The sequence below is a fragment of the Magnetospirillum sp. UT-4 genome (assembly GCF_902729435.1).
Taxonomy (GTDB): Bacteria; Pseudomonadota; Alphaproteobacteria; order Rhodospirillales; family Magnetospirillaceae; genus Magnetospirillum.
On the sequence record NZ_CACVCG010000033.1, the window covers coordinates 55599 to 76048 of the forward strand.

Genomic DNA, 20450 nt, shown 5'->3' on the forward strand with positions numbered 1-20450 from the left:
GTCTCCCCTCCCCCTGGTGGGGAGGGGTCGGGGCCCCTCACCGCCGCAGCACCGCCACCGCTTCCAGGTGGGCGGAATGGGGGAACTGGTCGATGGGGGTGACCGTCTCCAGGCGGTAGCCGCCGGCAACCAGGGTGCCCAGGTCGCGGGCCAGGGTGGCGGGGTTGCACGAGACCGCCACCACCAGCGGCGGCCCGGCCACCGCCAGCTGTTCCGCCTGAGCGGCGGCTCCGGCGCGGGGCGGATCGAACACCAAGGCGGCGAAGCGCTTGAGCTCGGCGGCCAGCAGCGGCCGGCGGGCGAGGTCGCGCACCTCGGCGGTGAGCGCCAGGCCGGCGCCCTGGGCGGCGGCCTCCAGCGCCCGGATCGGCCCCTCCTCGCCCTCCACCGCATGAACGGCGCGGCCGCCGGCGGCCAGCGGCAGGGCGAAGCTGCCGCATCCGGCATAGAGATCGGCGACCACCCGGGCGTCGCCGACGGCATCCAGCACCGCCTCGGCGATGGCCAGCTCGCCGCCCCGGGTCGGCTGCAGGAAGGCGCCCGGCGCCGGTTCCACCGCCACCCCGGCGAAGCGCACCAGGGGGGCGCGGCGGCGCGCGATGGGCTCGACGAAGCCGGCGCCCGGCCGGCGCCACGACAGCCGCGCCAGGTCCCGGGCCTCGGCGAAGGCGGCCAGCCGCTCGCGGTCGAACAGGTCGAGGCGGGCCTCGGCCTCGACCACCAGATCCAGTCCGGTCTCGGTGAGGGTGGCGATGACGTCGCCATCCTCGCCGGCCGCCACCACCGCCCCCAGCATCTGGCGCAGCGGCTCCAGCAGGGTGTCCAGGGCCGGCTCCAGCAGCAGGCAGCGGGGCACATCGACCACCGCGTGGCTGGCGCGGGCGTTGAAGCCCAGAAGGGTGGCGTTGCGGCCACGGTGGAAGGCGAACGAGGCCCGCCGCCGGCTGCCCGGCGGGATGCGCAGCAGCGGCGCCACCGCCGCCCCGCCCAGCCCGGCGCGGGCCAGGTGCTCCAGCAGCAGGCCGCGCTTCCACTCGGCGTAGAGGGCGCCGTCCAGGTGCTGCAGCGAACAGCCGCCGCAGCGGCCGAACAGCGGACAGGGCGGCGCGGCCCGGCCCGGCCCCGGCACCAGCACCTCGATCAGGGCGGCGGCCAGACCGTCGCCGCGCTTGCCCTCGACCCGCGCCACCACGCGGTCGCCGGGCACGGTGAGGGGCACGAACACCGGCTCGCCCAGCAGCCGGCCGATGCCGTCGCCACGGGCGCCGATCCGCTCGATCTCCACCTCCACCGCGCGCGGCTGGAGGGCGGATCGCGGCTTGGACCGGGCGGGCTTGCGGGGTCTCATGGCCCCGCCCCCGGCCAACCCTCGCCCGCCTGCGGGAGAGGGTGCGAGGCGCAGCCGAGCGGGAAAGGGCCTGCATCCGTTTCCCCGGCTGGCGCCCAGGCCCTCTCCCTCCCGGCCTGGAGGCCGGGCCCCTCCCTCTCCCGCAGGCGGGCGAGGGGATCGGACGGCACTGGCATCATCATCGCCGCGGCGCCGGCACGGAAGCGGTGCCCAGATCGGCGACGAAGCGGGCGATGGCCTCGTCGGCGGCGGCAGCCAGCGCCACGGCGGCGGCCTTCGGCGCGGCCTCGGAGCGGCGTTCGGTCTCGTAGGTCCGCAGCAGGACCAGGCTGCCGTCGCGCGCCGACACCACCGCCAGCTCCAGGCGCACCATGACCTTGCCGGCATCGGGCAGCAGCTCGAAGCGCTTGAGCTTGCCGCGCAGGGTCCAGTCGGGCGGCACCCGCAGATCGGGGGTCAGCACCGTCACGGCGGCATTGGCAGCGCGCAGCGCCTCGACCAGCCGCTCCTGCAGCAGCGCGCCGGGGGCCTCGCTCCACAGGTCGTAGCGGTAGCGGGCCAGGGTGCCGTCGGAGTCCTGATAGGCCAGCGCCCGCTCGGACAGCACGCCGTCGCTGTCCAGGCGGTTGACCTCGAGCACGCCGGGCAGCACCGGCGCCGCCAGGCGCTGCACCGCCATCCGCCCGTCGAGGCGGTAGAAATTGTCCTCGGGCGGCGCCGGCGAGGCGCAGGCGGCCAGGGCCAGGGACAACGCCAGGATGACACTGGGAATTCTCATCGCCGTCCTCCCGGCCCGTCGCCGCCGGGCTTGGTGCCGCCCAGCAGGACCGAGGGGTTCTCGCGCAGCTGGCGGCTGAATTCATGGAAGTTGCGGGTGGTGCCTTCCAGATTGTAGGTCACCGAGTCGATATTGCGCGCCACCGCCTGAAGGGTGTAGCGCAGGTCCTTCAGCGCCGCCTCGACGGTGCCGCGGTTGCCGACCACCGTCTTGTCCAGCGAGGCCATCACGGTATCCAGGTGGCGGCGGGTGTCCTGCAGGCCGGCGCTCATCTCCGCCATGTTGCGGATGGTGTCGGCCATGTGCCGGGCGTTGGCGTCGTTGAGCACGGTGGTCGACAGGGTGCCGGTCATCTTCTGCACGTCGCTGGTGATGCGCGGGGTCTTGGCCGCCAGGTCCGAGGTCAGGGTGACCAGATTGGCCATCAGCTCGGGCGCCTGCTTCTCCAGCACCTGGCCCAGCGCATCGACCCGCTGGTTCAGCGTCGCCATCAGCGGCAGCAGGCCCTGCTGGTTCAGCTTGGCAACCTCGCCGGCCATGTCGTTCATCACCGCGAAGATGTTGGCGGTGGGGCCGCCGGGGATGCTCGAGCCGGGCGGCAGCATGGTCTCGGACGAGCCGCCCTTGATGTCGATGGTCACCGCCGACAGCACCCCGGCCGAGGCCACCCGCGCCACCGACCCTTCCGGAATGGGCCAGCCCTCGCGCACGCCCAGCATCAGGCGGAAGCTGGTGCGCCCGTCCGAACGCAGCGGCACGATGTCGTCGACCTGGCCGACCACGAAACCTTCATAGGTGACCTTGGTGCCGAACTTGACGCCGTTCACGTTGGCCAGCTGGGTGGTGTAGCTGTCGGCGGTGCCGGTGCGGCCGGTGAGCAGGGCGACGACGGCGACCAAAGCCGCCAGCATGGCCAGCACGAAGCCGCCCACCAGGATGTAATTGGCCCTGGCGTCCCTCATGGCTGCGCGTCCTTCATAGCCGCTCCCTCATCGGCGGTTCGTCGTCGCCGTCCTTGGCTTTCTCGCCGAGCAGCCGGCGCAGATAGGCGTCGGGGTCGATCTCGGCCTCCTCGGTCCGGCGGTTCAGCAGATTCTGGATGCGCTCGCTGGTCGAGGCGCGAATCCCCTCGACGGTATCCAAGGCCAGGACCTCGCCCTTGTCCAGCACACAAATGCGGTCGGCGATCTTGAAGGCGGAATCGAGGTCGTGGGTGACCACCACCACGCTCATCCCCATGGCGTCGCGCAGGCGCAGGATGAGGTCGTCGATGCTGGCCGCCACCACCGGATCGAGGCCGGCCGAGGGCTCGTCGCAGAACAGCAGCTTGGGGTCCATGACGATGGCGCGGGCGAAGGCGGCGCGCTTGATCATGCCGCCGGACAGCTCGGCCGGCATCAGGTCCTCGAACCCGGCCAGGCTGACCACCTCCAACTTGAGGCGGGTGACGATGCCGATGGTGGTCTCGTCCAGGCCGGTGTGCTCGCGCAGCGGCAGGGCGATGTTGTCGCCCACGCTCATGCTCGAGAACAGGGCGCCGGACTGGAACGCCACCCCCATGCGGGTGCGCAGCTGCTGCTTCTCCATCCGGTCGATGGTGTTGATGTCCTTGCCCAGGATGCGGACGGTGCCCGAACTCGGGGTGAGCAGGCCGAGCAGATGGTTGAGCAGCGTGGTCTTGCCCGAGCCCGACCCGCCCATGATGACGAAGATCTCGCCCGGCTCGACGGTGAGCGAAACGTTCTTGAGGATCTGACGGCTGCCGTAATGGGAATTGACGCCGCGCACCTCGACGGAAGCGACCGGTTTCGGGGCGGCGTCCATGTGCCTATGCTCCCAAGCTCGCCTTGGCCGCCGCCAGGCGTTCTTCCAGGCGGCGGACCTTTTCGGCGACGGCGCGGCGGCGGCCCTCGGCGACCCAGGCCAGCCATTCGTCCATGCCCTCGCCGCTGCGGGCCGACAGCCTCAGCACCACGATGTCCGGGTTGACCCGGCGGGCATAGCCGATACAGCGCTCGACGTCGAAATCCAGGTGCGGCAGCAGATCGGTCTTGTTCAGGATCATCATCCCGGCGGCATGGAACATGTCGGGATATTTCAAGGGCTTGTCCTCGCCCTCGGTGACCGAGAGCACCGCCACCTTGTAGGCCTCGCCGAGATCGAAGGCGGCGGGACAGACCAGATTGCCGACATTCTCGATGAACAGGGCCGAATCCTCGGGCGGCGACAGGCGGTCCAGGGCCTTGGCCACCATGTCGGCATCCAGGTGGCAGCCCTTGCCGGTGTTGACCTGGATGGCCGGGGCGCCGGTGGCGCGGATGCGGTCGGCGTCGAAGCTGGTCTGCTGGTCGCCCTCGATCACCGCCACGGGAAAGCGCCCGGCCAGCGCCTCGATGGTGCGGCACAGCAGGGTGGTCTTGCCCGAGCCGGGGCTGGAGACCAGGTTGAGGGCGAAGATGCCGCGCTCGGCCAGGGTGGCGCGGTTGTGCGCCGCCTGGTGATTGTTCCTGCCCAGGATGTCGGCCTCGATCTGGACGATGCGGCCCTGGCTGAGGCCGGGAACGTGGACGCCCGCCAGGCCGTGGCCGAAATGCACGTCGCCGTGGTCGTGATCGTGGTGGTGGTCATGGTCATGATGGTGGTCATGGCCATGGTCGTGGTCGTGGTGGTGGCCGTGTTCCACCTTGGAGTCGCCGCAGCCGCAGACCGTGCACATCACTCCACCTCCAGTTCCTTGACCCGCATCTCCTCGCCGGCGGTGACCTGCAGGCTCCAGCCGCCGCAGCGCGGGCAGGGATCGCCGCGATGCCCCAGCGCCACCGCCTCGGCGCAATCCAGGCAGAAGGCGCGGCCCGCCACCCGCACGATTTCCAGCTTCGCCCCGGCGGCGACGGCCGAGCCGCGGGCCACCGCGTCGAAGCAGAACAGCATGGATTCGGGGTCCACGCTGGACAATTCGCCGATCTCCAGCCACACCGTCTTCACCCGGGTGAAATCGTGCGTCGCCGCCTGGTCCTCCAGGATGCGGATCACCCCCTCGGTCAGCGACATTTCGTGCATGGCCTAGTCCACCGCCACGGTGCAGGCGACGCAGGGGTCGAGGGCATGGACCAGCAGCCGGGCGCGGGCCTCGAGCCGGTCGTCGGCGATGGCGCCGGCGAGGCCGCGGGCCAGCGCGCCGCCGGGGTGGAAGTTCCACTCGGTGGGCGCCAGGATCTGGTAGCGGCTGACCAATCCGTCCTCCAGTTCGATGCGATGGGCGAGCAGGCCGCGCGCCGCCTCCACCACCCCCAGGCCGCTCCCCTGGGCGGGGCGGATCGGGGAAGGCGGCGTCTCGGCCAAATCCTGCACGAGGGTCGCCATCTCCCGCAAGGCCGATGCGGCATCGGCCAGCCGCGCGGCGAGACGGGGCAGCACCCCGGTGCCGTGCCGGGCCAGCAGCGCGGCCACCGGCGGCAGCATGGCCTGGCGGGCCAGCGGGCCGGTCTCGGGCACCCGTCCGCCCATGTCCGGCCGCGCCAGGAAGCCGCCATCCGCATCGGCGGCCAGGCGGGCATTCAGGTCGGCGGGGCCGCCCGCCGGCATGGGCTCGAAGGGCTGCGCGCCGAAGCCGGCATCCTCGCCCAGGCCGGCCAGCAGGCGGGCCGGCGCGGTGGACGGGTGCGCCAGCACGGCGGCGAAGGCCTCGGAATCGTCGATGGCATGGCACAGGCGGAAGCCGGTCATCGCCACCAGCGCCGCCCCGGCATCGGCCAGGGCGTCCTGCACCCGGAAGCGGTCAGGGACCAGCCCGCCGCCGCCCGGAACCGCCCAGTCGCCGGCCGGATAGAGGGCCGGGCGGATGGCCGCCATGGCGGTCTTCAAGGTCTTGGCGCCCCCCAGATCGGCCGCTTCGCCCACCAGCGCCGGCCAGTCCCGGGCGATGCCCAGGCCGTGCTCGGACACCGTCTCGGCCAGCAGCAGCAGGCGCCGCGCGGCGATTTGGGGCCGCGACGGTACGATGCCGGCGGCGTCCTCCACCGCCGCCACCGCCGCCAGGGCCTGCGCGGTGCCGCACAGCGAGAACACCAGCGGCAGGATGGCGAGAACCTCGTCCGGGCGGCGCCCGGCGAAGCGGCCGGCGGCCTCGACCATGCGGGTGGAGCGCACCTCGACCGCCGCCACCCGGCCGGCGGAAGTGCGCAGGGCGATATGGATGCGGGACTCGGGCAGCATCAGGCCCGGCCCGACTCCAGCACCTCGGCGAGATAGTCGAGCGCCGCCAGGGCGGCCTCCTCGGGCACCTTTTCGGCGGCGAAGGTGCCGCCGGCGCCCAGGATGACGTAGTCGCCCACCGCCGCCTCCTCGCCCAGCAGCATCAGGCTGCACTGGCGGGTCTGGCCGAACGCCTCGACGGTGGCGACGGCGCCGTCGATGGCGACGATGCGCGAGGGAACCGCCATGCACATGCTCAGGCCGCCTTGGCCGCGACGGCGATGCCGGCGGCGCCCAGCTCGGCGATCAGGCGGTCGATGACCTCGGGCAGCACGGCGGCGACGGCGGGGGTCAGCTCCATGGCGGTGTCGAAGGATTCGGGCTGCACCCCGATCATCACCACCTTCTTCGGCGCGATGCCCTGGAAGGTGCAGGCGGCCAGCACGTCCGACAGCCCGACCTGGTGCGGCGAGATGCGGGTGCGGAAATAGGCCGCGATCTCGTCGTCGGCGATGCGGGTGATGCTGCCGGGGGCGGTGTCCTTGCGCCGCATGCAATCGGCGATCAGCAGCAGATCGGCGTCGGCGATGCGGTCCAGGCAGTCCATGCCCGAGGTGCCGCCGTCGATGGCCTCGACCTCGGGCGGCAGTTGGTACTCCTCCATCAGCCGGGTGACGGCGTGGACCCCCACCCCTTCGTCCGACATCAGGATGTTGCCGACGCCCAGAACCACTGCCCGCATGAAACGCACACCCTCTTTCTGGTTCGGGCCTCATCCTGAGGAGCCGCCGAAGGCGGCGTCTCGAAGGACGTGGCCCGTCGCACGATGCCCGTCGCACCATACCCTTGGCCCGCCTCACCCTTCGGGACGCCCCCAAAGGGGGCTCCTCAGGATGAGGCTACGGATACGGCAAGGCCATCGCCTCCCGACCTCCCCCCGGCTTCGCCGGGGGGAGGGGTAATATACGCTACAGCGCCTTCACCTGCACCACCGGGTTGCCTTCCTCGTCCTGGACGTGGACGGCGCAGGCCAGGCAGGGGTCGAAGGAATGGACCGTGCGCAGGACCTCCAGCGGCAGTTCGGCATCGGCGATGGGGTTGTCCATCAGCGAGGCCTCGTAGGGGCCGATGGCGTCCTTCTCGTCGCGCGGGCCGGCGTTCCAGGTCGAGGGCACCACGCACTGGTAATTGGCGATCTTGCCGTCCCGGATGACCGTCCAGTGGGACAGCAGGCCGCGCGGCGCCTCGTGCATGCCGAAGCCCATGACCTCGCCCTTGGGGAAGACCGGCTTGTTGAAGGTGGCGACGTCGCCCTTGCCGATGTTCTCGATCAGCATGGCCCAGTTCTGTGCCAGCACCTCCTGCATGACGCCGGACCGGATGGCGCGGGCGGCGTGGCGGCCGATGGTGGAGTGCAGGATCTCCGGCCCGACCTTGGTCCCGAGCAGGCTGCCCACCGTCTCCAGCGTCTTGGTGGCGTAGGTGATGGTCGGCTGGTGGCCGGCGGCCAGGCCGCACAGCACGTTGGCCAGCGGTCCCACCTGGGCGCGCTCGCCATAGAAGGTGGGGGCCTTCAGCCAGCTGTACTTGCCGTCGTCCTGGAAGTCGGTGTAGTGCGGCTTGGTCTCGCCCTCATAGGGGTGCAGCGGGCCGGGCTTGGAATATTCGTACCAGGCGTGCTTGACCGATTCCTCGACGCCCTTCATCAGGTACTCGTCGCCGAACTTGGTGAACGGCTTGTACTTGGAGAGGTCGCCGCCCGGCACGTGGCCGCCCGGCACCATGAACTGGGTGCCCTTGGAATCCATGGGGAAGTCGGGCGACGAGATGTAGTTCTTCACGCCGGCGCCGTACTTGGTCCAGTCGGCGTAGAAGGCGCCGATGGCGGCGACGTCGGGCAGGTAGACCTTGCGCACGAAGTCGCCCAGGGCGTCGATGTGCTCCTTGACCGCCAGCAGGCGCTCGATGGTCAGCACCGACTGGGAATCGGTGGCGATGGGGTTGGAGACGCCGCCCACCGCCAGGTTCTGGATGTGCGGCGACTTCGAGCCCAGGATGGTGACGATCTTGTTGGCGTGGCGCTGGGCCTCCAGCGCCTGCAGGTAGTGGGCCACCGCCAGCAGGTTGACTTCCGGCGACAGCTTCATGGCCGGGTGGCCCCAATAGCCGTTGGCGAAGGGACCCAACTGGCCGCTGCCGACGAAGGTCTTCAGCTTGTCCTGGGTCTGGGCCATCACCTGCTTCGAGTTCATCGGCCAGTCGGACAGCGATTCCGCCACCGCCGAGGCCTTGGCCGGATCGGCCTTCAGCGCCGAGACCACATCGACGAAGTCGAGCGCCGAGAGGTGGTAGAAATGCACGATGTGGTCGTGCAGGGCATGGGCCGAGGCGATCATGTTGCGGATGAACTGGGCGTTCACCGGCACGTCCAGGCCCAGCGCGTTCTCCACCGCGCGCACCGAGGTGATGGCGTGGACGGTGGTGCAGACGCCGCAGATGCGCTGGGTGATGGCCCAGGCGTCACGCGGATCGCGGCCGAGCAGGATGAGTTCGACGCCGCGCCACATCTGGCCCGACGACCACGCCTTGGTGACCTTGCCGTTGTCCACCTCGACGTCGATGCGCAGGTGGCCCTCGATGCGGGTGATGGGGTCGATGGTGATTCGCTTGGACACGGTTCACACTCCTTGAGGGCTCAGCGGACGGGCGCGCTGGAATGGCCGGGAAGGACGGGGAAGAAGCGGACGAAGACGATGTAGGCCAGGATCTCGATGGCCACGAGGCCGACCGTGACCATGATCTCCGGCACGCTGGGGAAGTAGTTCCAGCCCGGCCCGGTCTGGTAGGCGACCAGGAAGGCGTCGATGCGGTACAGCGCGCCGGCGGCGATCATCGAGCAGGCGGCGATGAACAGCTTGGACAGACGCTTGCGGTTGGCCGGCTTGGACAGAATCACCAGCGGCACCGCGAACAGCGCCATCTCGATCAGGAACATCAGGCTGAGGAAACCCGAGGTGAAGACCAGCCCGATGCGGCCGCCGACGATGAGGTCGCCCAGCCGCAGGATCAGGTACGCCGCCATCACCCCCATCAGGATCTTGCCGATCTTGGCCAGCATCGGCAGTTCGGGGCGGATGTCGCGCTTGAACCCGGCCGAGGCCCAGGCCGCCTCGAAGATCACCATGGCGAAGCCGAAGCCGATGGCCGAGGTCAGGAACAGCAGCGGCAGCATCACCGTCTGCCACAGCCCGTGGATCTGGTAGCCGTAGACCACCAGCAGCGAACCCAGCGAGCTTTGATGCATGGTCGGCAGCAGCACGCCCAGCGCGATGAAGTACGGCATGGCCTTGTTCAGCTTGGCCTTGGCGTCCCGCATCCCCCACTTTTCCAGGAAGGCGGGGGTGAACTCGATCCACATCACCATGATGTAGATGGCAATGCACATGGCCACTTCGAACATCACAGAATCGGGATGGAAATAGGCCGGCGACAGGATGTGCCAGAAGTTCCACCAGCGGCCCAGATCGACCAGCACCGACAGACCGCCCAGGCTGTAGCCGAACAGCGAGGCGGTCAGGGCCGGGCGCACCAGCGGATGGTATTCGCCGCGGTTCAGGATGTAGGTCATCAGCGCCATGACGTAGCCGCCGCAGGCCAGGCCGGTCCCGATGACCACGTCCCAGGCGATCCAGATGCCCCAGGGGAAGCCGTTGTTGATGTTGGCGACCGCCCCCAGGCCGAAGATGAAGCGCTTGAGGATGAAGTAGAGTCCGATCACGGCGAGGATGGCCAGGACGGTGGTCACCGGGGTGATCCATGGGCCGCCCAGCGGGCGCGGGCGATGGTCGACCTTGGCGGCGACCACCTCGCTGGGGATCTTGTAGGTGGTTTCCATGCGCCTCACTCCTCGTCGTGGTGATCGCGCGCGCCGCGCAGGGCGGCGACGACCAGGCCGCCCAGCACCACCGCCGGTGCCGCCAGGTAGCCGTAAAGGGTGTGCTGCAGCGTCTCGGAGACCGAGGAATAGGACCGCTCCGGCAAACCGGTGGGCAGGCCCAGCTTGTCGAAGGGAACCCCCGACAGGTAGCGCACCTGGGTGCCGCCGACCTCGGACTGGCCGTAGACGTGCTCGACGTACTGGGGCGCCGCCTTTTCGTGCACGTCGCCCGAATCCACCGTGCGCCGCGGGAAGGTGGCGGCGGCGCCGGGCGCCATCGCCTTGCGCCGGTCGATCTCGGCCGACAGCGCCGGATAGCTGCCGAACAGGGTGGCGCCGGTGGGGCAGGACTGGGCGCAGGCCGGGATGCGGCCCTCGGCCAGCAGGTGCTTGCACAGCTGGCACTTGGCGATCTCGGGGGTCGGCGTGTCGTACTGGAACTGCGGCACCCCGAACGGGCAGGCGGCGACGCAGTAGCGGCAGCCGATGCAGGCGTCCTTGTCGTACTCGACGATGCCCAGCGGGCCGTCCTTGGTCATGGCGTTGACCGGGCAGGCCGAGACGCACGAGGGATCGGCGCAGTGCAGGCACTGGCGCTTCAGGTGGGCGAAGCCGTTCTCGGCCTTGTCCTTCTCGGCCATGGTGCCGTGCTGGTAGATCTTGATGACCGTGTAGGTCTTGCCCGACAGCTCCAGCGGGGTGTCCCACAGCTTTTCGCCCACATTGTCCTCGAGGCCCAGCTGGTTGGCCTCCTTGCAGGCGGACATGCAGGCCTTGCAGCCGATGCACAGGGTGGAATCGTACAGCAGCCCCACCGCCTGTTCGGGGATCGGCAGGTTGCCGCGGGCCTCGGCCGGGGCCGGGGCCAGCACGGCGGTGGCCGATACGGCCGCCGTTCCGGCCGCCGCCCGGCACAGGAAGTCGCGTCGATTGATGGTCATGGGCGGCTACTCCTGTCCGTCCTCGGACTTTTCGGACTTGCCCAGGTTCTTGGCCAGCACCGCGCCGGCCCCGACCGCGACGCCGGCGATGCCGGCCACCAGCGCGGCGGCGCCGGCCGTGGCGCCCGTCCCCTGCTCCTCGGAAATGCGCGGATAGCCCGCCGGCGGCCGCTGGTTCTGCAGCTCGGCCAGGGCATGGATGGGCTTGGCGAAGCCGATGCCCTTCTCGGTGCAGCCGATGCACGGATGCCCCGTCCCCACCGGCCACGAGCCGGTGCCGACGTCGTTGAACAGGATCGAGGGGCAGTTGGCGTAGGTCTCGGGACCCTTGCAGCCCAGCTTGTAGAGGCAATAGCCCTTGCGGTGGCCCTCGTCGCCGAAGTCCAGGGCGAAGCGGCCGGCGTCGAAATGGGCGCGGCGCTCGCAATTCTCGTGGATCAGGCGGCCATAGGCGAACAGCGGCCGGCCCTTGTCGTCCAGCGCCGGCAGCTTGCCGAAGGTCAGGAAGTGCACCACGGTGGCCAGGATGTTGTAGGGGTTGGGCGGGCAGCCGGGGATGGTGACGATGTCCTTGCGGCCCAGGGCCTCGCCGACGCCGGCCGAGCCGGTCGGGTTGGGCGGGGTCGAGGGCATGCCGCCCCACGAGGCGCACGACCCCACCGCGACGATGGCCGCCGCGTGCTCGGCGCATTGCCGGGTCAGCTCCAGCGAGGTCTGGCCGCCGATCTTGCAGTAGATGCCGCCGTCCTTGGTCGGGATGGCGCCTTCCACCACCAGGATGTACTTGCCCTTGTTCTTCTCCATGGCGGCCAGGCGGGCGGCCTCGGCCTGGTGGCCGGCGGCGGCGAACAGGGTCTCGTGGTAGTCCAGCGAGATGATGTCGAGGATCAGCTTCTCCAGCGTCGGGTGCTCGGACCTGAGCAGCGATTCCGAGCAGCCGGTGCATTCCTGGTGGTGCAGCCAGATGACCGAGGGGCGTTCCTTCTTGGTGATGGCCGCGGCGATCTGGGCATCCGCGCCCTTGGGCAGGCCCATGGTGGCGGCCAGGGCGGCGCAGAACTTCATGAAGTCGCGGCGCTGGATGCCGAAGCGGGCCTCCACGTCGGTTTCCAAGGTGGTCTGGCAATCGTCGAGCATCGGTCCGCACCTCTCCAAGAACGCGTGGGGCGAGCACCGGGAAAGGTCGAAGCGGCCACCGTCGCGGCGGCCGGGCGGAGACGTTTCCCGATGGTCTTATTTCTTTGGATAGACCCCTGCGCAAAGGTCATGCCAAACCCATCGGGTGGGGAAAACGGCACGGACCCTGCGGGTTCAGGCCGCGCACCCGGCCGCGGATTGGATATTTGCTAATCATCATTGCAAAGCGTTTTTACCTCCGGACTTAACCGGGCGGGAACCTGTTCCCCCTATCCTCGGGCCGGCATCGAGGGTGCGGGGGGTGCCATGGCGCGGTCGGCGGAGGAATGGTTCGAGACGGGGGTCGCCGCCGAGCGGGCCGATCACCCCCTGGACGCCGTCGCCGCCTATCGCAGGGCGCTGGCGCTGCTTCCCGGCTTCGCCGAGGCGTGGTTCAACCTGGGTACCATCCTGTGGGAATGCGGCCTCTACGACGAGGCCGCCCGGGCCTATGGCGAGGCGCTGCGGCACCGGCCGGACCTGGCCGAGGCGTGGTACAACCGCGGCCTGCTGCTGGCCGAGACCGGCAACCTGGCCGCCGCCATCCGCTGCCTGACCCGTGCGGTGGCGGCCGATCCGGCCTATGCCGACGCCCATTACAACCTGGCCCAGTGCTGCCAATGGGCCGGGCGGCGGCAGGAGGCGCGGCGCCACTGGCGCCGCTACCTCGAACTCGACGGTGACGGAAGCTGGGCCGAGACGGCGCGGCGGCATCTCGCCGAAATCTGATCCATACCCCCATCGCGACCGGGCCACGGCGCAAATTCCGTAAGCGCTACCCACTTGGCCCATCAGCCCACCAAACGGCTGCCGCCGGCCCGGCGCGACCTTAACTGACAGTCATTCGACGTGAAGCTGCCCGCCTTTATTGCGGCGCAACATGAGGTGGCGCGCAAGTCTCACCCTTTCGACATGGAGAAAGCTGCATGCCGACCATGACGCCCAGCGAAGCCTTTGTCGAAACCCTGGCCGCCAACGGCGTGACCGACGTCTTCGGCATCGTCGGGTCGGCGTTCATGGACGCCCTCGACCTGTTCGAGCCGGCCGGCATCCGCTTCATCTCCACCGCCCACGAGCAGGGCGCCGGGCACATGGCCGACGGCTATGCCCGGGCCAGCGGCCGCCATGGCGTGTGCATCGCCCAGAACGGTCCCGGCATCAGCAATTTCGTCACCGCCATCGCCGCCGCCTATTGGGCCCATTCGCCGGTGGTCTGCCTGACCCCGGAATCGGGCACCGCGACCATGGGCCACGGCGGCTTCCAGGAAGTCGAGCAGATGCCCTTCTTCGAGAAGATCACCCGCTGGCAGGGCCACGTGAACCGCCCCGACCGCATCGCCGAGTTCACCGCCCGGGCCTTCGACCTGGCCATGTTCGAGCGCGGCCCGACCCAGGTCAACATCCCGCGCGACTTCTTCTACGGCCAGATCGACGTCCAGATTCCCAGCCCGCTGCGCATCGAGCGCTCGGCCGGCGGACCGGACAGCCTGCAGCAGGCGGCGGAGATGCTGGCCCAGGCCAGCTTCCCGGTGATCATCTCGGGCGGCGGCGTGGTGATGGCGGGCGGCGTGCCGCAGGCGGTGGCGCTGGCCGAGCACCTGGGGGCGCCGGTGGTGGCCAGCTACCTGCACAACGATTCCTTCCCGGACGGGCACGAGCTGATGTGCGGCCCGCTCGGCTATAACGGCTCGAAGGCGGCCATGGCGATCATGTCCCAGGCCGACGTGGTGCTGGCCCTGGGCACCCGGCTGGGGCCGTTCGGCACCCTGCCGCAATACGGCATCGATTACTGGCCGAAGAATGCCCGCATCATCCAGGTCGATATCGACCACCGCATGCTCGGGCTGGTCAAGCCGATCGGGATCGGCGTCCTTGGCGATGCCGGGCTGGCCGCCGCCGAGATCCTGCGCCGGCTCCAGGCCCTGAGCCCGGCCGCCCACGGCAACCGCGACCAGCGCATGGCGGAAATCCGCCGGGCCAGGCAGGACTGGCAGCAGGAGCTGGATTCCCAATGCGCCGACACCGGCAGCCCGATCGCCCCGCGCGCCGCCCTGCGCGAACTGGAGAAGGCGATGCCGGCGGACGCCATGGTGACCACCGACATCGGCAACATCTGCTCGCTGTCCAACAGCCATCTCACCTTCACCCGCCCCAACAGCTTCTTCGCCGCCATGAGCTTCGGCAATTGCGGCTACGCGTTCCCCACCGCCATGGGCTGCAAGGTCGCCTGCCCCGACCGCCCGGCCATCGCCTATGTCGGCGACGGCGCCTGGGGCATGAGCCTGCAGGAGACGCTGACCTGCGTGCGCGAGAACATCCCGGTGGTGGCGGTGGTGTTCAACAACGGCCAATGGGGGGCCGAGAAGAAGAACCAGATCGACTACTACGCCAACCGCTTCGTCGGCACCAACCTGGAAAACCCCAGCTTCGCCGCGGTGGCCAAGGCCATGGGCGCCGAGGGAATGCGCATCGACCAGCGCGACCAGCTGGGCGACGCCCTGCGCCAGGCGGCGGCCTCGAACCGGCCGACCATCCTGGAGGTCATGGTGACCCAGGCGCTGGGCGAGCCGTTCCGCCGCGACGCCCTGAAGAAACCGGCCCGCATGCTCGACAAGTACCGCGCCTATTCGGTCGCCTGAGGGTCCGCCATGCCGCTGCATTACGCCTGTCCCATCCGCCTGCTGGAAACCGCGCGCCGGCTGCCGCCGATGCCGACCGCGGTGGCCGCCGCCGCCTCGCCCTACGCCCTGGCCGGGGCGCGGCAGGCGCGCGAGCAGGGGGTGCTGGAGCCGGTGCTGGTGGGCGATGCCATGGACATCCGCCGCATGGCCAAGGAGATGGGCTGGCCGCTGGACGGCGTGCGCATCGAGCGGGCCGGCGACGACGCCGATGCGGCGCGGCGCGCGGTGGCGCTGGCCCATGACGGCGAGTGCATGGCGGTGATGAAGGGCCACCTGCACACCGACACCCTGATGCTGGCGGCGCTGCAGAAGCAGGGCGGGCTGCGGGCGGGACGGCGCTTCACCCACGCCTTCTTCATGGCGGTGCCGGGCTGGACGCGCGGCCTGATCGTCTCGGACGCGGCGGTCAACATCCGGCCCTCGGTGGAGGCCAAGGTGGACATCGTGCGCAACGTGGTCGATCTCGCCCATGCGCTGTCCATCCCCGAGCCCCGGGTGGCGCTGCTGTCCAGCACCGAGGAGGTCACCGACCGCATCCAGTCGTCGCTGGAGGCGGCCGAGGTGGCGGCGCGCTGCCGCGACGGCGCCGTCAAGAACGCCCTGGTCCACGGCCCGCTGCCCTTCGACGTCGCCATGTCGCCGGACGCGGCGCGGGTCAAGGGCATCGACCATCCGGTGGCCGGCCATGCCGACGCCCTGGTGGTGGCCGACATCGATGCCGGCAACGCCCTGTTCAAGATGATGGTCCATTTCATGGGCGCCAGCGCCGCCGGGGTGGTGCTGGGGGCCTCGGTGCCGATCATGCTGACCTCGCGCGCCGACAGCCCCGAGGCGCGCCTGAATTCCGCCACCGTCGCCCGCCTGCTGGCCGAGGAGCACGCATCCGCGCTCCGGCACTGAAGATCAACTACCGGGAGAACACGCCATGACCGCATCGAAGATTGCCGTCTCCGCGCTCGCCGGCCTGCTCGCTATCTCGCCCGCCTTGGCCCAGGAGAAGTACCCGTCGCGGCCCATCGAGATGATCGTCACCTTCGGCCCCGGCGGCGGCGCCGACCTGATGGGGCGCCAGACCGCCCGGCTGGCCGAGCCGGTGCTGGGCGTGGCGATCCCGGTCGCCAACATCTCCGGCGCGTCGGGCAATGCCGGGCTGACGCGGCTGCTGACCAACCCCGCCGACGGCTATTCGGTCGCCACCCTGATCGCCCTGTCGGTGTCGTCGTGGGCGGCCGGCCTGGGCACCGCCAAGCCCTCGGACTTCCAGGTGGTGGCGATGATGCAGAACTCGCCGTCCATGCTGTTCGTGCCCAAGAACAGCCCGTACAAGACGGCACGGGAGTTCCTCGATGCCGCCAAGGCCAATCCGGGCAAGCTGCGGGTGGCGACCTCGGGCCTGGGCACCCAGGACGACATCACCGTCCGCTACCTCGCCTCGCAGGGCTTCCAGGCCAAGAACGTGCCCTTCGCCAAGCCGGCCGAGCGCTATGCCTCGACCGTCGGCGGCCACACCGACGCCCTGTACGAGGAGCCGGGCGACGTCGCCCAGTTCATCAAGTCGGGCGACCTGCGGCCGCTGATGGTGTTCGACGCCAAGCGCCACGAGTCCTTCCCCGACGTGACCGCGTCGATGGAACTGGGGCTGCAGATCAGCGACCTGCCCAATTTCCGCACCATCGCGGTGCCGGCCAAGACACCCAAGGAGATCGTCGACCGCCTGGCCGCCGCCATGAACCAGGTGCTCGACAAGCCGGAATGGCAGAAATTCTGCCGCGAGACCTATACCTGCACCGAGAAGATGACCCCCGATCAGGCGCAGCAGGTGGTGGTGAAGTTCCACGACACGGTGAAGGGCTACCTGGACCGCTTCGGCGCCGAGCAGCAGAGCCAGAAATAGCCATGACCCGCGCCACCGCCCTTCTCCTCCGCGCGGCGCCACCGGCGCTGATCGTGGTGGCCGCGCTGGTGCTGCCCGGCTATCTGCTGCCCAATCCCGAGGCGGCGGCGCTGGTGGGCGAGGGCGAGGCCGGGCCGACGCTGTGGCCGACCATGCTGCTGTGGCTGGTCGGCTTGTGCGCCGCGTTCTGGCTGGTGCGGGTGGTTTGGGCCGGCCTGCGCGCGCCGCCGCCCGAGGCCGCACCGGCGGCGGCCGGCCGCCCCGTCTATAACCGGCGGCTGGCCTGGGCCGGGGTGGCGATGACCTTCGCCTACGGCTACGCCATCGAGATGATGGGCTTCGCCGTGGCGACGCTGCTGTTCCTGGCCGCCTGGTGCGTCCTGGGCGGGATCCGGCGGGCGGTGGTGCTGGTCCCGGTGGCGGCCATCGGCACCGTGGTGCTGCTCTACGTCTTCGTCGCCCTGGCGCAGATGCCGCTGGATCGCGGCCGCGGCGTCTTCACCGCCGCCACCACCGGGCTGTATCAGGCCATCGGCATCTATTGAGGGCAAAATGGAAGTCTTCGACCTGATCGGTGCCGGCTTCGCCGGAGCGTTCCAGCCGTTCAACTTCGCCGTGCTGGTGATCGGCCTGCTGGTCGGCGTGGTCGCCGGCGCGCTGCCCGGCATCTCGTTCGTCAACGCCATGGCCATGGCGTTGCCCTTCACCTATCTGATGGCGCCGACCCAGGCCATGGCCTTCCTTGGCGGCATCTATGCCGGCGGGGTGTTCGGCGGCTCGATCTCGTCCATTCTCATCAACATCCCCGGCACCCCGGCCTCGCTGCCGGCCTGCTGGGAAGGCTATCCCCTGACCCGCAAGGGCCAGTCGCGGCGGGCGCTGGCCATCGCCATCACCGCCTCGGCCACCGGCGGGCTGGTCAGCGCCATCCTGCTGACCTTCGCCGCGCCGCCCTTCGCCCAGTTCGCGCTGCGCTTCGACCAGCCGGAATTCTTCGCCGCCACCGTCCTGGGCCTGCTGTCGGTGATCGCCATCGCCAAGGACCGGCCGGTGATCAGCATGCTGTCGCTGTTCATCGGCATGCTGATCGGCACCATCGGGGTCGATCCCATGTACGGCCTGCCGCGCTTCGGCTTCGGCGTCTCCGAGATGCAGAGCGGCATCAATTTCACGGTGGTGATGATCGGCCTGTTCGCCATCGGCGAGGTGGTCGATCTGATCGCCGCCAAGCCCGATTTATCGGTGCGCCGCGAGGGTGGCGGCGGGCGCGGCCTGTCGGCGGGCGATCTGTGGCGGATCAAGGGCTCCATCGGGCGCGGCACCGGCATCGGCTGCATGATCGGCATGATCCCCGGGGCCGGCGCCACCGTCGGCGCGGTCATCGCCTACGGCGTCGAGAAGCAGGCCTCGGGCCGCGGCCGCGACTTCGGCACCGGTATCGAGCAGGGCCTGGCCGCCCCCGAAGCGGCCAAGAACGCCACCACCGGCGCCGCCCTGATCCCGTTGCTGACCCTGGGGATTCCGGGCAGTGCCGCCACCGCCATCATGCTGGCGGCGATGATGCTGCACGGGGTCAGCCCGGGGCCGCTGCTGTTCACCGGCAGCGTCGAGACGGTCTACACCATCTTCGCCAGCATGCTGCTCGCCAACCTGCTGATGATCGTCGCCGCGGCGCTGGTGTCGCGCGGCTTCTCGACCCTGATGCGCACCCCGCCGGCGATCCTCGGGGCCTTCATCATCGTGCTCAGCATCGTCGGCGCCTACGGGGTGCGGAACAACTTCTTCGACGTCTGGGTGTGCCTGGCCTTCGGCGCCCTCGGCTACGTCATGAAGCGCACCGGCTTCCCCTCGGCGCCGCTGGTGCTGGGGGTGATCCTGGGGCCGCTGGCCGAGCGCTACTTCCTCACCTCGCTGGCCAATTACGACAACGACTACACCATCTTCGTCCAGCGTCCCATCAGCGCCACCATCCTGGGCCTCGCCGCCCTGTTCGTCCTGTGGTCGCTGTGGCCGCTCCTCCGTGCGCTGATCGGGCGCCAGGGAAAATCCAGGAAAGGGTACACGTGATGCCGATGCCATCCCCCAAGCACGCCGATACCGGCGGCGGCAACGAACAACAGGTCGTCGGCGAGGTGGTCGAGCGCGCCCGGCGCGCCCAGCGCACCTTCGCCAACGCCTCGCAGGAGCGCGCCGACGAGGCGGTGACCGCGCTGGCCTGGGCGCTCTACAAGCCCGAAAACGCCCGCATGCTGGCCGAGCTGGCGGTCAAGGACACCGGGCTGGGCAATGTCGAGGACAAGGTGACCAAGAACCAGCGCAAGACCTTCGGCACCCTGCGCGACCTGCTGCGGGCGCGCTCGGTCGGGGTGATCGAGGAGGATCCCGCCCTGGGGCTGGTGAAATACGCCAAGCCGGTGGGGGTGGTGGCGGCGGTCACCCCCTCGACCAACCCGTCGGCGACCCCGGTCAACAAGGCGATGATGGCGCTGAAGGGGCGCAACGCGGTGATCGTCTCGCCCTCGCCCAGCGGCATGCAGACCACCGCCCGCACCGTCGAGCTGATGCGCGACGCGCTGGCCGCCATCAATCTGCCCGCCGATCTGGTGCAGGTGCTGCCCGACGCCTCGAAGCCGCTCACCGAGGCGCTGATGAAGGCGGTCGACCTGGTCGTCATCACCGGCTCGCAGAACAACGTCCGCGCCGGCTATGGCAGCGGCACCCCGGCCATCGGAGTCGGCGCCGGCAACGTGCCGGTGATCATCGACGAGACCGCCGATTTCGACGCCGCCGCCGGGAAGATCCGCGACTCCAAGTGCTTCGACAACGCCACCTCGTGCTCGTCGGAGAATTCGCTGGTGATCCTGGATTCGGTCTACGACCAGGCCATCGCCGCGCTGGAGCGGGCCGGCGGCTGGCTGGCCCCGCCCGACCAGGCCAGGCGCATCCAGGAGGCGCTGTTCAAGGGCGGCAAGCTCAGCCGCGATCTCATCGCCCGCGACGCGGCGGTGTTCGCCGAGCGGGTCGGCCTGCCCGAGGAGGCGAAGAAGGCCCGCTTCTTCATGGTCGAGGAGGACGGGGTGGGCAAGGCGCACCCGTTCTCGGGCGAGAAGCTGTCGCTGGTCCTGGCCGTCTACCGCGCCGCCGATTTCAACGCCGCCAAGGACCAGGTGCGGCGCATCCTCGACTTCCAGGGGCGCGGCCATTCCTGCGGCATCCACACCAACGACATGGACCACGCCCGCCGCCTCGCCGAGGAGCTGGAGGTGGTGCGGGTGCTGGTCAACTTCGCCCACACCTTCGGCAATGGCGGCGGCTTCAACAGCGGGCTCAACTTCACCCTGTCCATGGGCTGCGGCACCTGGGGCAGGAACAGCATCACCGAGAACCTGAACTACCGCCACTTCCTCAACATCACCCACCTGGTCACCCCCATTCCCGAGGACAAACCGGGCGAGGACGAGCTGTTCGGCCGCCATTGGGAAAAATACGGCAAGTGAGGAC

The 20450-nt window shown here is 70.0% G+C and carries 20 protein-coding genes; 7 read left to right on the forward strand and 13 right to left on the reverse strand.

The features are described 5' to 3' along the window. Positions 1-37: 37 nt before the first annotated feature. The 13 genes from MTBUT4_RS02585 to MTBUT4_RS02645 all read right to left on the reverse strand — a co-directional run bounded on the left by MTBUT4_RS02585 (position 38) and on the right by MTBUT4_RS02645 (position 12335). Entirely contained in the window at positions 38-1348 is a 1311-nt protein-coding gene (locus MTBUT4_RS02585) for a class I SAM-dependent RNA methyltransferase (protein ID WP_173978097.1), read from the reverse strand. Between the two features lie 178 nt (positions 1349-1526). Next, complete coding sequence (locus tag MTBUT4_RS02590; RefSeq protein ID WP_173978098.1) at positions 1527-2126, reverse strand: ABC-type transport auxiliary lipoprotein family protein; 600 nt, start codon at positions 2124-2126, stop codon at positions 1527-1529. Beyond that, on the reverse strand, positions 2123-3088 hold the full coding sequence (locus tag MTBUT4_RS02595; protein ID WP_173978099.1) for an MlaD family protein: 966 nt from the start codon (positions 3086-3088) through the stop codon (positions 2123-2125). The genes MTBUT4_RS02590 and MTBUT4_RS02595 overlap by 4 nt, the downstream gene beginning before the upstream one ends. Before the next feature lie 13 nt (positions 3089-3101). After that, on the reverse strand, positions 3102-3950 hold the full coding sequence (locus tag MTBUT4_RS02600; protein WP_173978100.1) for an ABC transporter ATP-binding protein: 849 nt from the start codon (positions 3948-3950) through the stop codon (positions 3102-3104). A 4-nt stretch (positions 3951-3954) separates the two neighbouring features. Next, complete coding sequence (gene hypB, locus MTBUT4_RS02605) at positions 3955-4842, reverse strand: hydrogenase nickel incorporation protein HypB (protein WP_173978101.1); 888 nt, start codon at positions 4840-4842, stop codon at positions 3955-3957. Next, positions 4842-5186, reverse strand: coding sequence for a hydrogenase maturation nickel metallochaperone HypA (gene hypA / locus MTBUT4_RS02610; RefSeq protein ID WP_173978102.1), 345 nt, complete (start codon positions 5184-5186; stop codon positions 4842-4844). Before hypA ends, hypB begins: the two co-directional genes overlap by 1 nt. Before the next feature lie 3 nt (positions 5187-5189). Continuing rightward, positions 5190-6341 (reverse strand): nickel-dependent hydrogenase large subunit, encoded by a 1152-nt coding sequence (locus tag MTBUT4_RS02615; protein WP_173978103.1) that lies wholly within the window; start codon positions 6339-6341, stop codon positions 5190-5192. Further along, entirely contained in the window at positions 6341-6568 is a 228-nt protein-coding gene (locus tag MTBUT4_RS02620; RefSeq protein WP_254434704.1) for a HypC/HybG/HupF family hydrogenase formation chaperone, read from the reverse strand. Before MTBUT4_RS02620 ends, MTBUT4_RS02615 begins: the two co-directional genes overlap by 1 nt. A gap of 8 nt (positions 6569-6576) precedes the next feature. Continuing rightward, positions 6577-7062: a HyaD/HybD family hydrogenase maturation endopeptidase gene (locus tag MTBUT4_RS02625; RefSeq protein WP_173978105.1), complete on the reverse strand. Its 486-nt coding sequence runs from the start codon at positions 7060-7062 to the stop codon at positions 6577-6579. 226 nt (positions 7063-7288) lie between these two features. Further along, the gene (locus tag MTBUT4_RS02630) at positions 7289-8995 is read right to left on the reverse strand and encodes a nickel-dependent hydrogenase large subunit (RefSeq protein ID WP_173978106.1); all 1707 of its coding nucleotides are present in this window, start codon (positions 8993-8995) and stop codon (positions 7289-7291) included. Positions 8996-9015: 20 nt separating this feature from the next. Beyond that, entirely contained in the window at positions 9016-10215 is a 1200-nt protein-coding gene (gene hybB, locus MTBUT4_RS02635) for a Ni/Fe-hydrogenase cytochrome b subunit (RefSeq protein ID WP_173978107.1), read from the reverse strand. A gap of 5 nt (positions 10216-10220) precedes the next feature. Then, on the reverse strand, positions 10221-11198 hold the full coding sequence (hybA, locus tag MTBUT4_RS02640) for a hydrogenase 2 operon protein HybA (protein ID WP_173978108.1): 978 nt from the start codon (positions 11196-11198) through the stop codon (positions 10221-10223). A gap of 6 nt (positions 11199-11204) precedes the next feature. Continuing rightward, positions 11205-12335, reverse strand: coding sequence for a hydrogenase small subunit (locus tag MTBUT4_RS02645; protein WP_217424099.1), 1131 nt, complete (start codon positions 12333-12335; stop codon positions 11205-11207). A gap of 306 nt (positions 12336-12641) precedes the next feature. Here MTBUT4_RS02645 and MTBUT4_RS02650 point away from each other — a divergent pair, with 306 nt between their 5' ends. The 7 genes from MTBUT4_RS02650 to MTBUT4_RS02680 all read left to right on the forward strand — a co-directional run bounded on the left by MTBUT4_RS02650 (position 12642) and on the right by MTBUT4_RS02680 (position 20446). Continuing rightward, positions 12642-13103 (forward strand): tetratricopeptide repeat protein, encoded by a 462-nt coding sequence (locus tag MTBUT4_RS02650; RefSeq protein ID WP_173978109.1) that lies wholly within the window; start codon positions 12642-12644, stop codon positions 13101-13103. 197 nt (positions 13104-13300) lie between these two features. After that, on the forward strand, positions 13301-15013 hold the full coding sequence (gene xsc, locus MTBUT4_RS02655) for a sulfoacetaldehyde acetyltransferase (protein ID WP_173978110.1): 1713 nt from the start codon (positions 13301-13303) through the stop codon (positions 15011-15013). 9 nt (positions 15014-15022) lie between these two features. Beyond that, positions 15023-15955, forward strand: coding sequence for a bifunctional enoyl-CoA hydratase/phosphate acetyltransferase (locus tag MTBUT4_RS02660; RefSeq protein WP_173978111.1), 933 nt, complete (start codon positions 15023-15025; stop codon positions 15953-15955). Between the two features lie 25 nt (positions 15956-15980). Then, entirely contained in the window at positions 15981-16949 is a 969-nt protein-coding gene (locus tag MTBUT4_RS02665) for a tripartite tricarboxylate transporter substrate binding protein (RefSeq protein WP_173978112.1), read from the forward strand. A gap of 2 nt (positions 16950-16951) precedes the next feature. Next, positions 16952-17494 (forward strand): tripartite tricarboxylate transporter TctB family protein, encoded by a 543-nt coding sequence (locus MTBUT4_RS02670; protein WP_173978113.1) that lies wholly within the window; start codon positions 16952-16954, stop codon positions 17492-17494. Positions 17495-17501: 7 nt separating this feature from the next. Beyond that, the gene (locus tag MTBUT4_RS02675) at positions 17502-19016 is read left to right on the forward strand and encodes a tripartite tricarboxylate transporter permease (protein ID WP_173978114.1); all 1515 of its coding nucleotides are present in this window, start codon (positions 17502-17504) and stop codon (positions 19014-19016) included. Continuing rightward, complete coding sequence (locus MTBUT4_RS02680) at positions 19016-20446, forward strand: aldehyde dehydrogenase family protein (RefSeq protein WP_254434705.1); 1431 nt, start codon at positions 19016-19018, stop codon at positions 20444-20446. The genes MTBUT4_RS02675 and MTBUT4_RS02680 overlap by 1 nt, the downstream gene beginning before the upstream one ends. Positions 20447-20450 lie beyond the last annotated feature (4 nt).

Coding starts and splice junctions, on each gene's coding strand:
- MTBUT4_RS02620 (WP_254434704.1), bottom strand. CDS start 6,568: ATGGCGGTTCCCTCGCGCATCGTCGCCATCGACGGCGCCGTCGCCACC.
- hybA (WP_173978108.1), bottom strand. CDS start 11,198: ATGACCATCAATCGACGCGACTTCCTGTGCCGGGCGGCGGCCGGAACG.
- MTBUT4_RS02680 (WP_254434705.1), top strand. CDS start 19,016: ATGCCGATGCCATCCCCCAAGCACGCCGATACCGGCGGCGGCAACGAA.
- MTBUT4_RS02615 (WP_173978103.1), bottom strand. CDS start 6,341: ATGCTGCCCGAGTCCCGCATCCATATCGCCCTGCGCACTTCCGCCGGC.
- hypA (WP_173978102.1), bottom strand. CDS start 5,186: ATGCACGAAATGTCGCTGACCGAGGGGGTGATCCGCATCCTGGAGGAC.
- MTBUT4_RS02590 (WP_173978098.1), bottom strand. CDS start 2,126: ATGAGAATTCCCAGTGTCATCCTGGCGTTGTCCCTGGCCCTGGCCGCC.
- xsc (WP_173978110.1), top strand. CDS start 13,301: ATGCCGACCATGACGCCCAGCGAAGCCTTTGTCGAAACCCTGGCCGCC.
- MTBUT4_RS02585 (WP_173978097.1), bottom strand. CDS start 1,348: ATGAGACCCCGCAAGCCCGCCCGGTCCAAGCCGCGATCCGCCCTCCAG.
- MTBUT4_RS02660 (WP_173978111.1), top strand. CDS start 15,023: ATGCCGCTGCATTACGCCTGTCCCATCCGCCTGCTGGAAACCGCGCGC.
- MTBUT4_RS02665 (WP_173978112.1), top strand. CDS start 15,981: ATGACCGCATCGAAGATTGCCGTCTCCGCGCTCGCCGGCCTGCTCGCT.
- MTBUT4_RS02595 (WP_173978099.1), bottom strand. CDS start 3,088: ATGAGGGACGCCAGGGCCAATTACATCCTGGTGGGCGGCTTCGTGCTG.
- MTBUT4_RS02670 (WP_173978113.1), top strand. CDS start 16,952: ATGACCCGCGCCACCGCCCTTCTCCTCCGCGCGGCGCCACCGGCGCTG.
- MTBUT4_RS02600 (WP_173978100.1), bottom strand. CDS start 3,950: ATGGACGCCGCCCCGAAACCGGTCGCTTCCGTCGAGGTGCGCGGCGTC.
- MTBUT4_RS02645 (WP_217424099.1), bottom strand. CDS start 12,335: ATGCTCGACGATTGCCAGACCACCTTGGAAACCGACGTGGAGGCCCGC.
- MTBUT4_RS02675 (WP_173978114.1), top strand. CDS start 17,502: ATGGAAGTCTTCGACCTGATCGGTGCCGGCTTCGCCGGAGCGTTCCAG.
- hybB (WP_173978107.1), bottom strand. CDS start 10,215: ATGGAAACCACCTACAAGATCCCCAGCGAGGTGGTCGCCGCCAAGGTC.
- MTBUT4_RS02650 (WP_173978109.1), top strand. CDS start 12,642: ATGGCGCGGTCGGCGGAGGAATGGTTCGAGACGGGGGTCGCCGCCGAG.
- hypB (WP_173978101.1), bottom strand. CDS start 4,842: ATGTGCACGGTCTGCGGCTGCGGCGACTCCAAGGTGGAACACGGCCAC.
- MTBUT4_RS02625 (WP_173978105.1), bottom strand. CDS start 7,062: ATGCGGGCAGTGGTTCTGGGCGTCGGCAACATCCTGATGTCGGACGAA.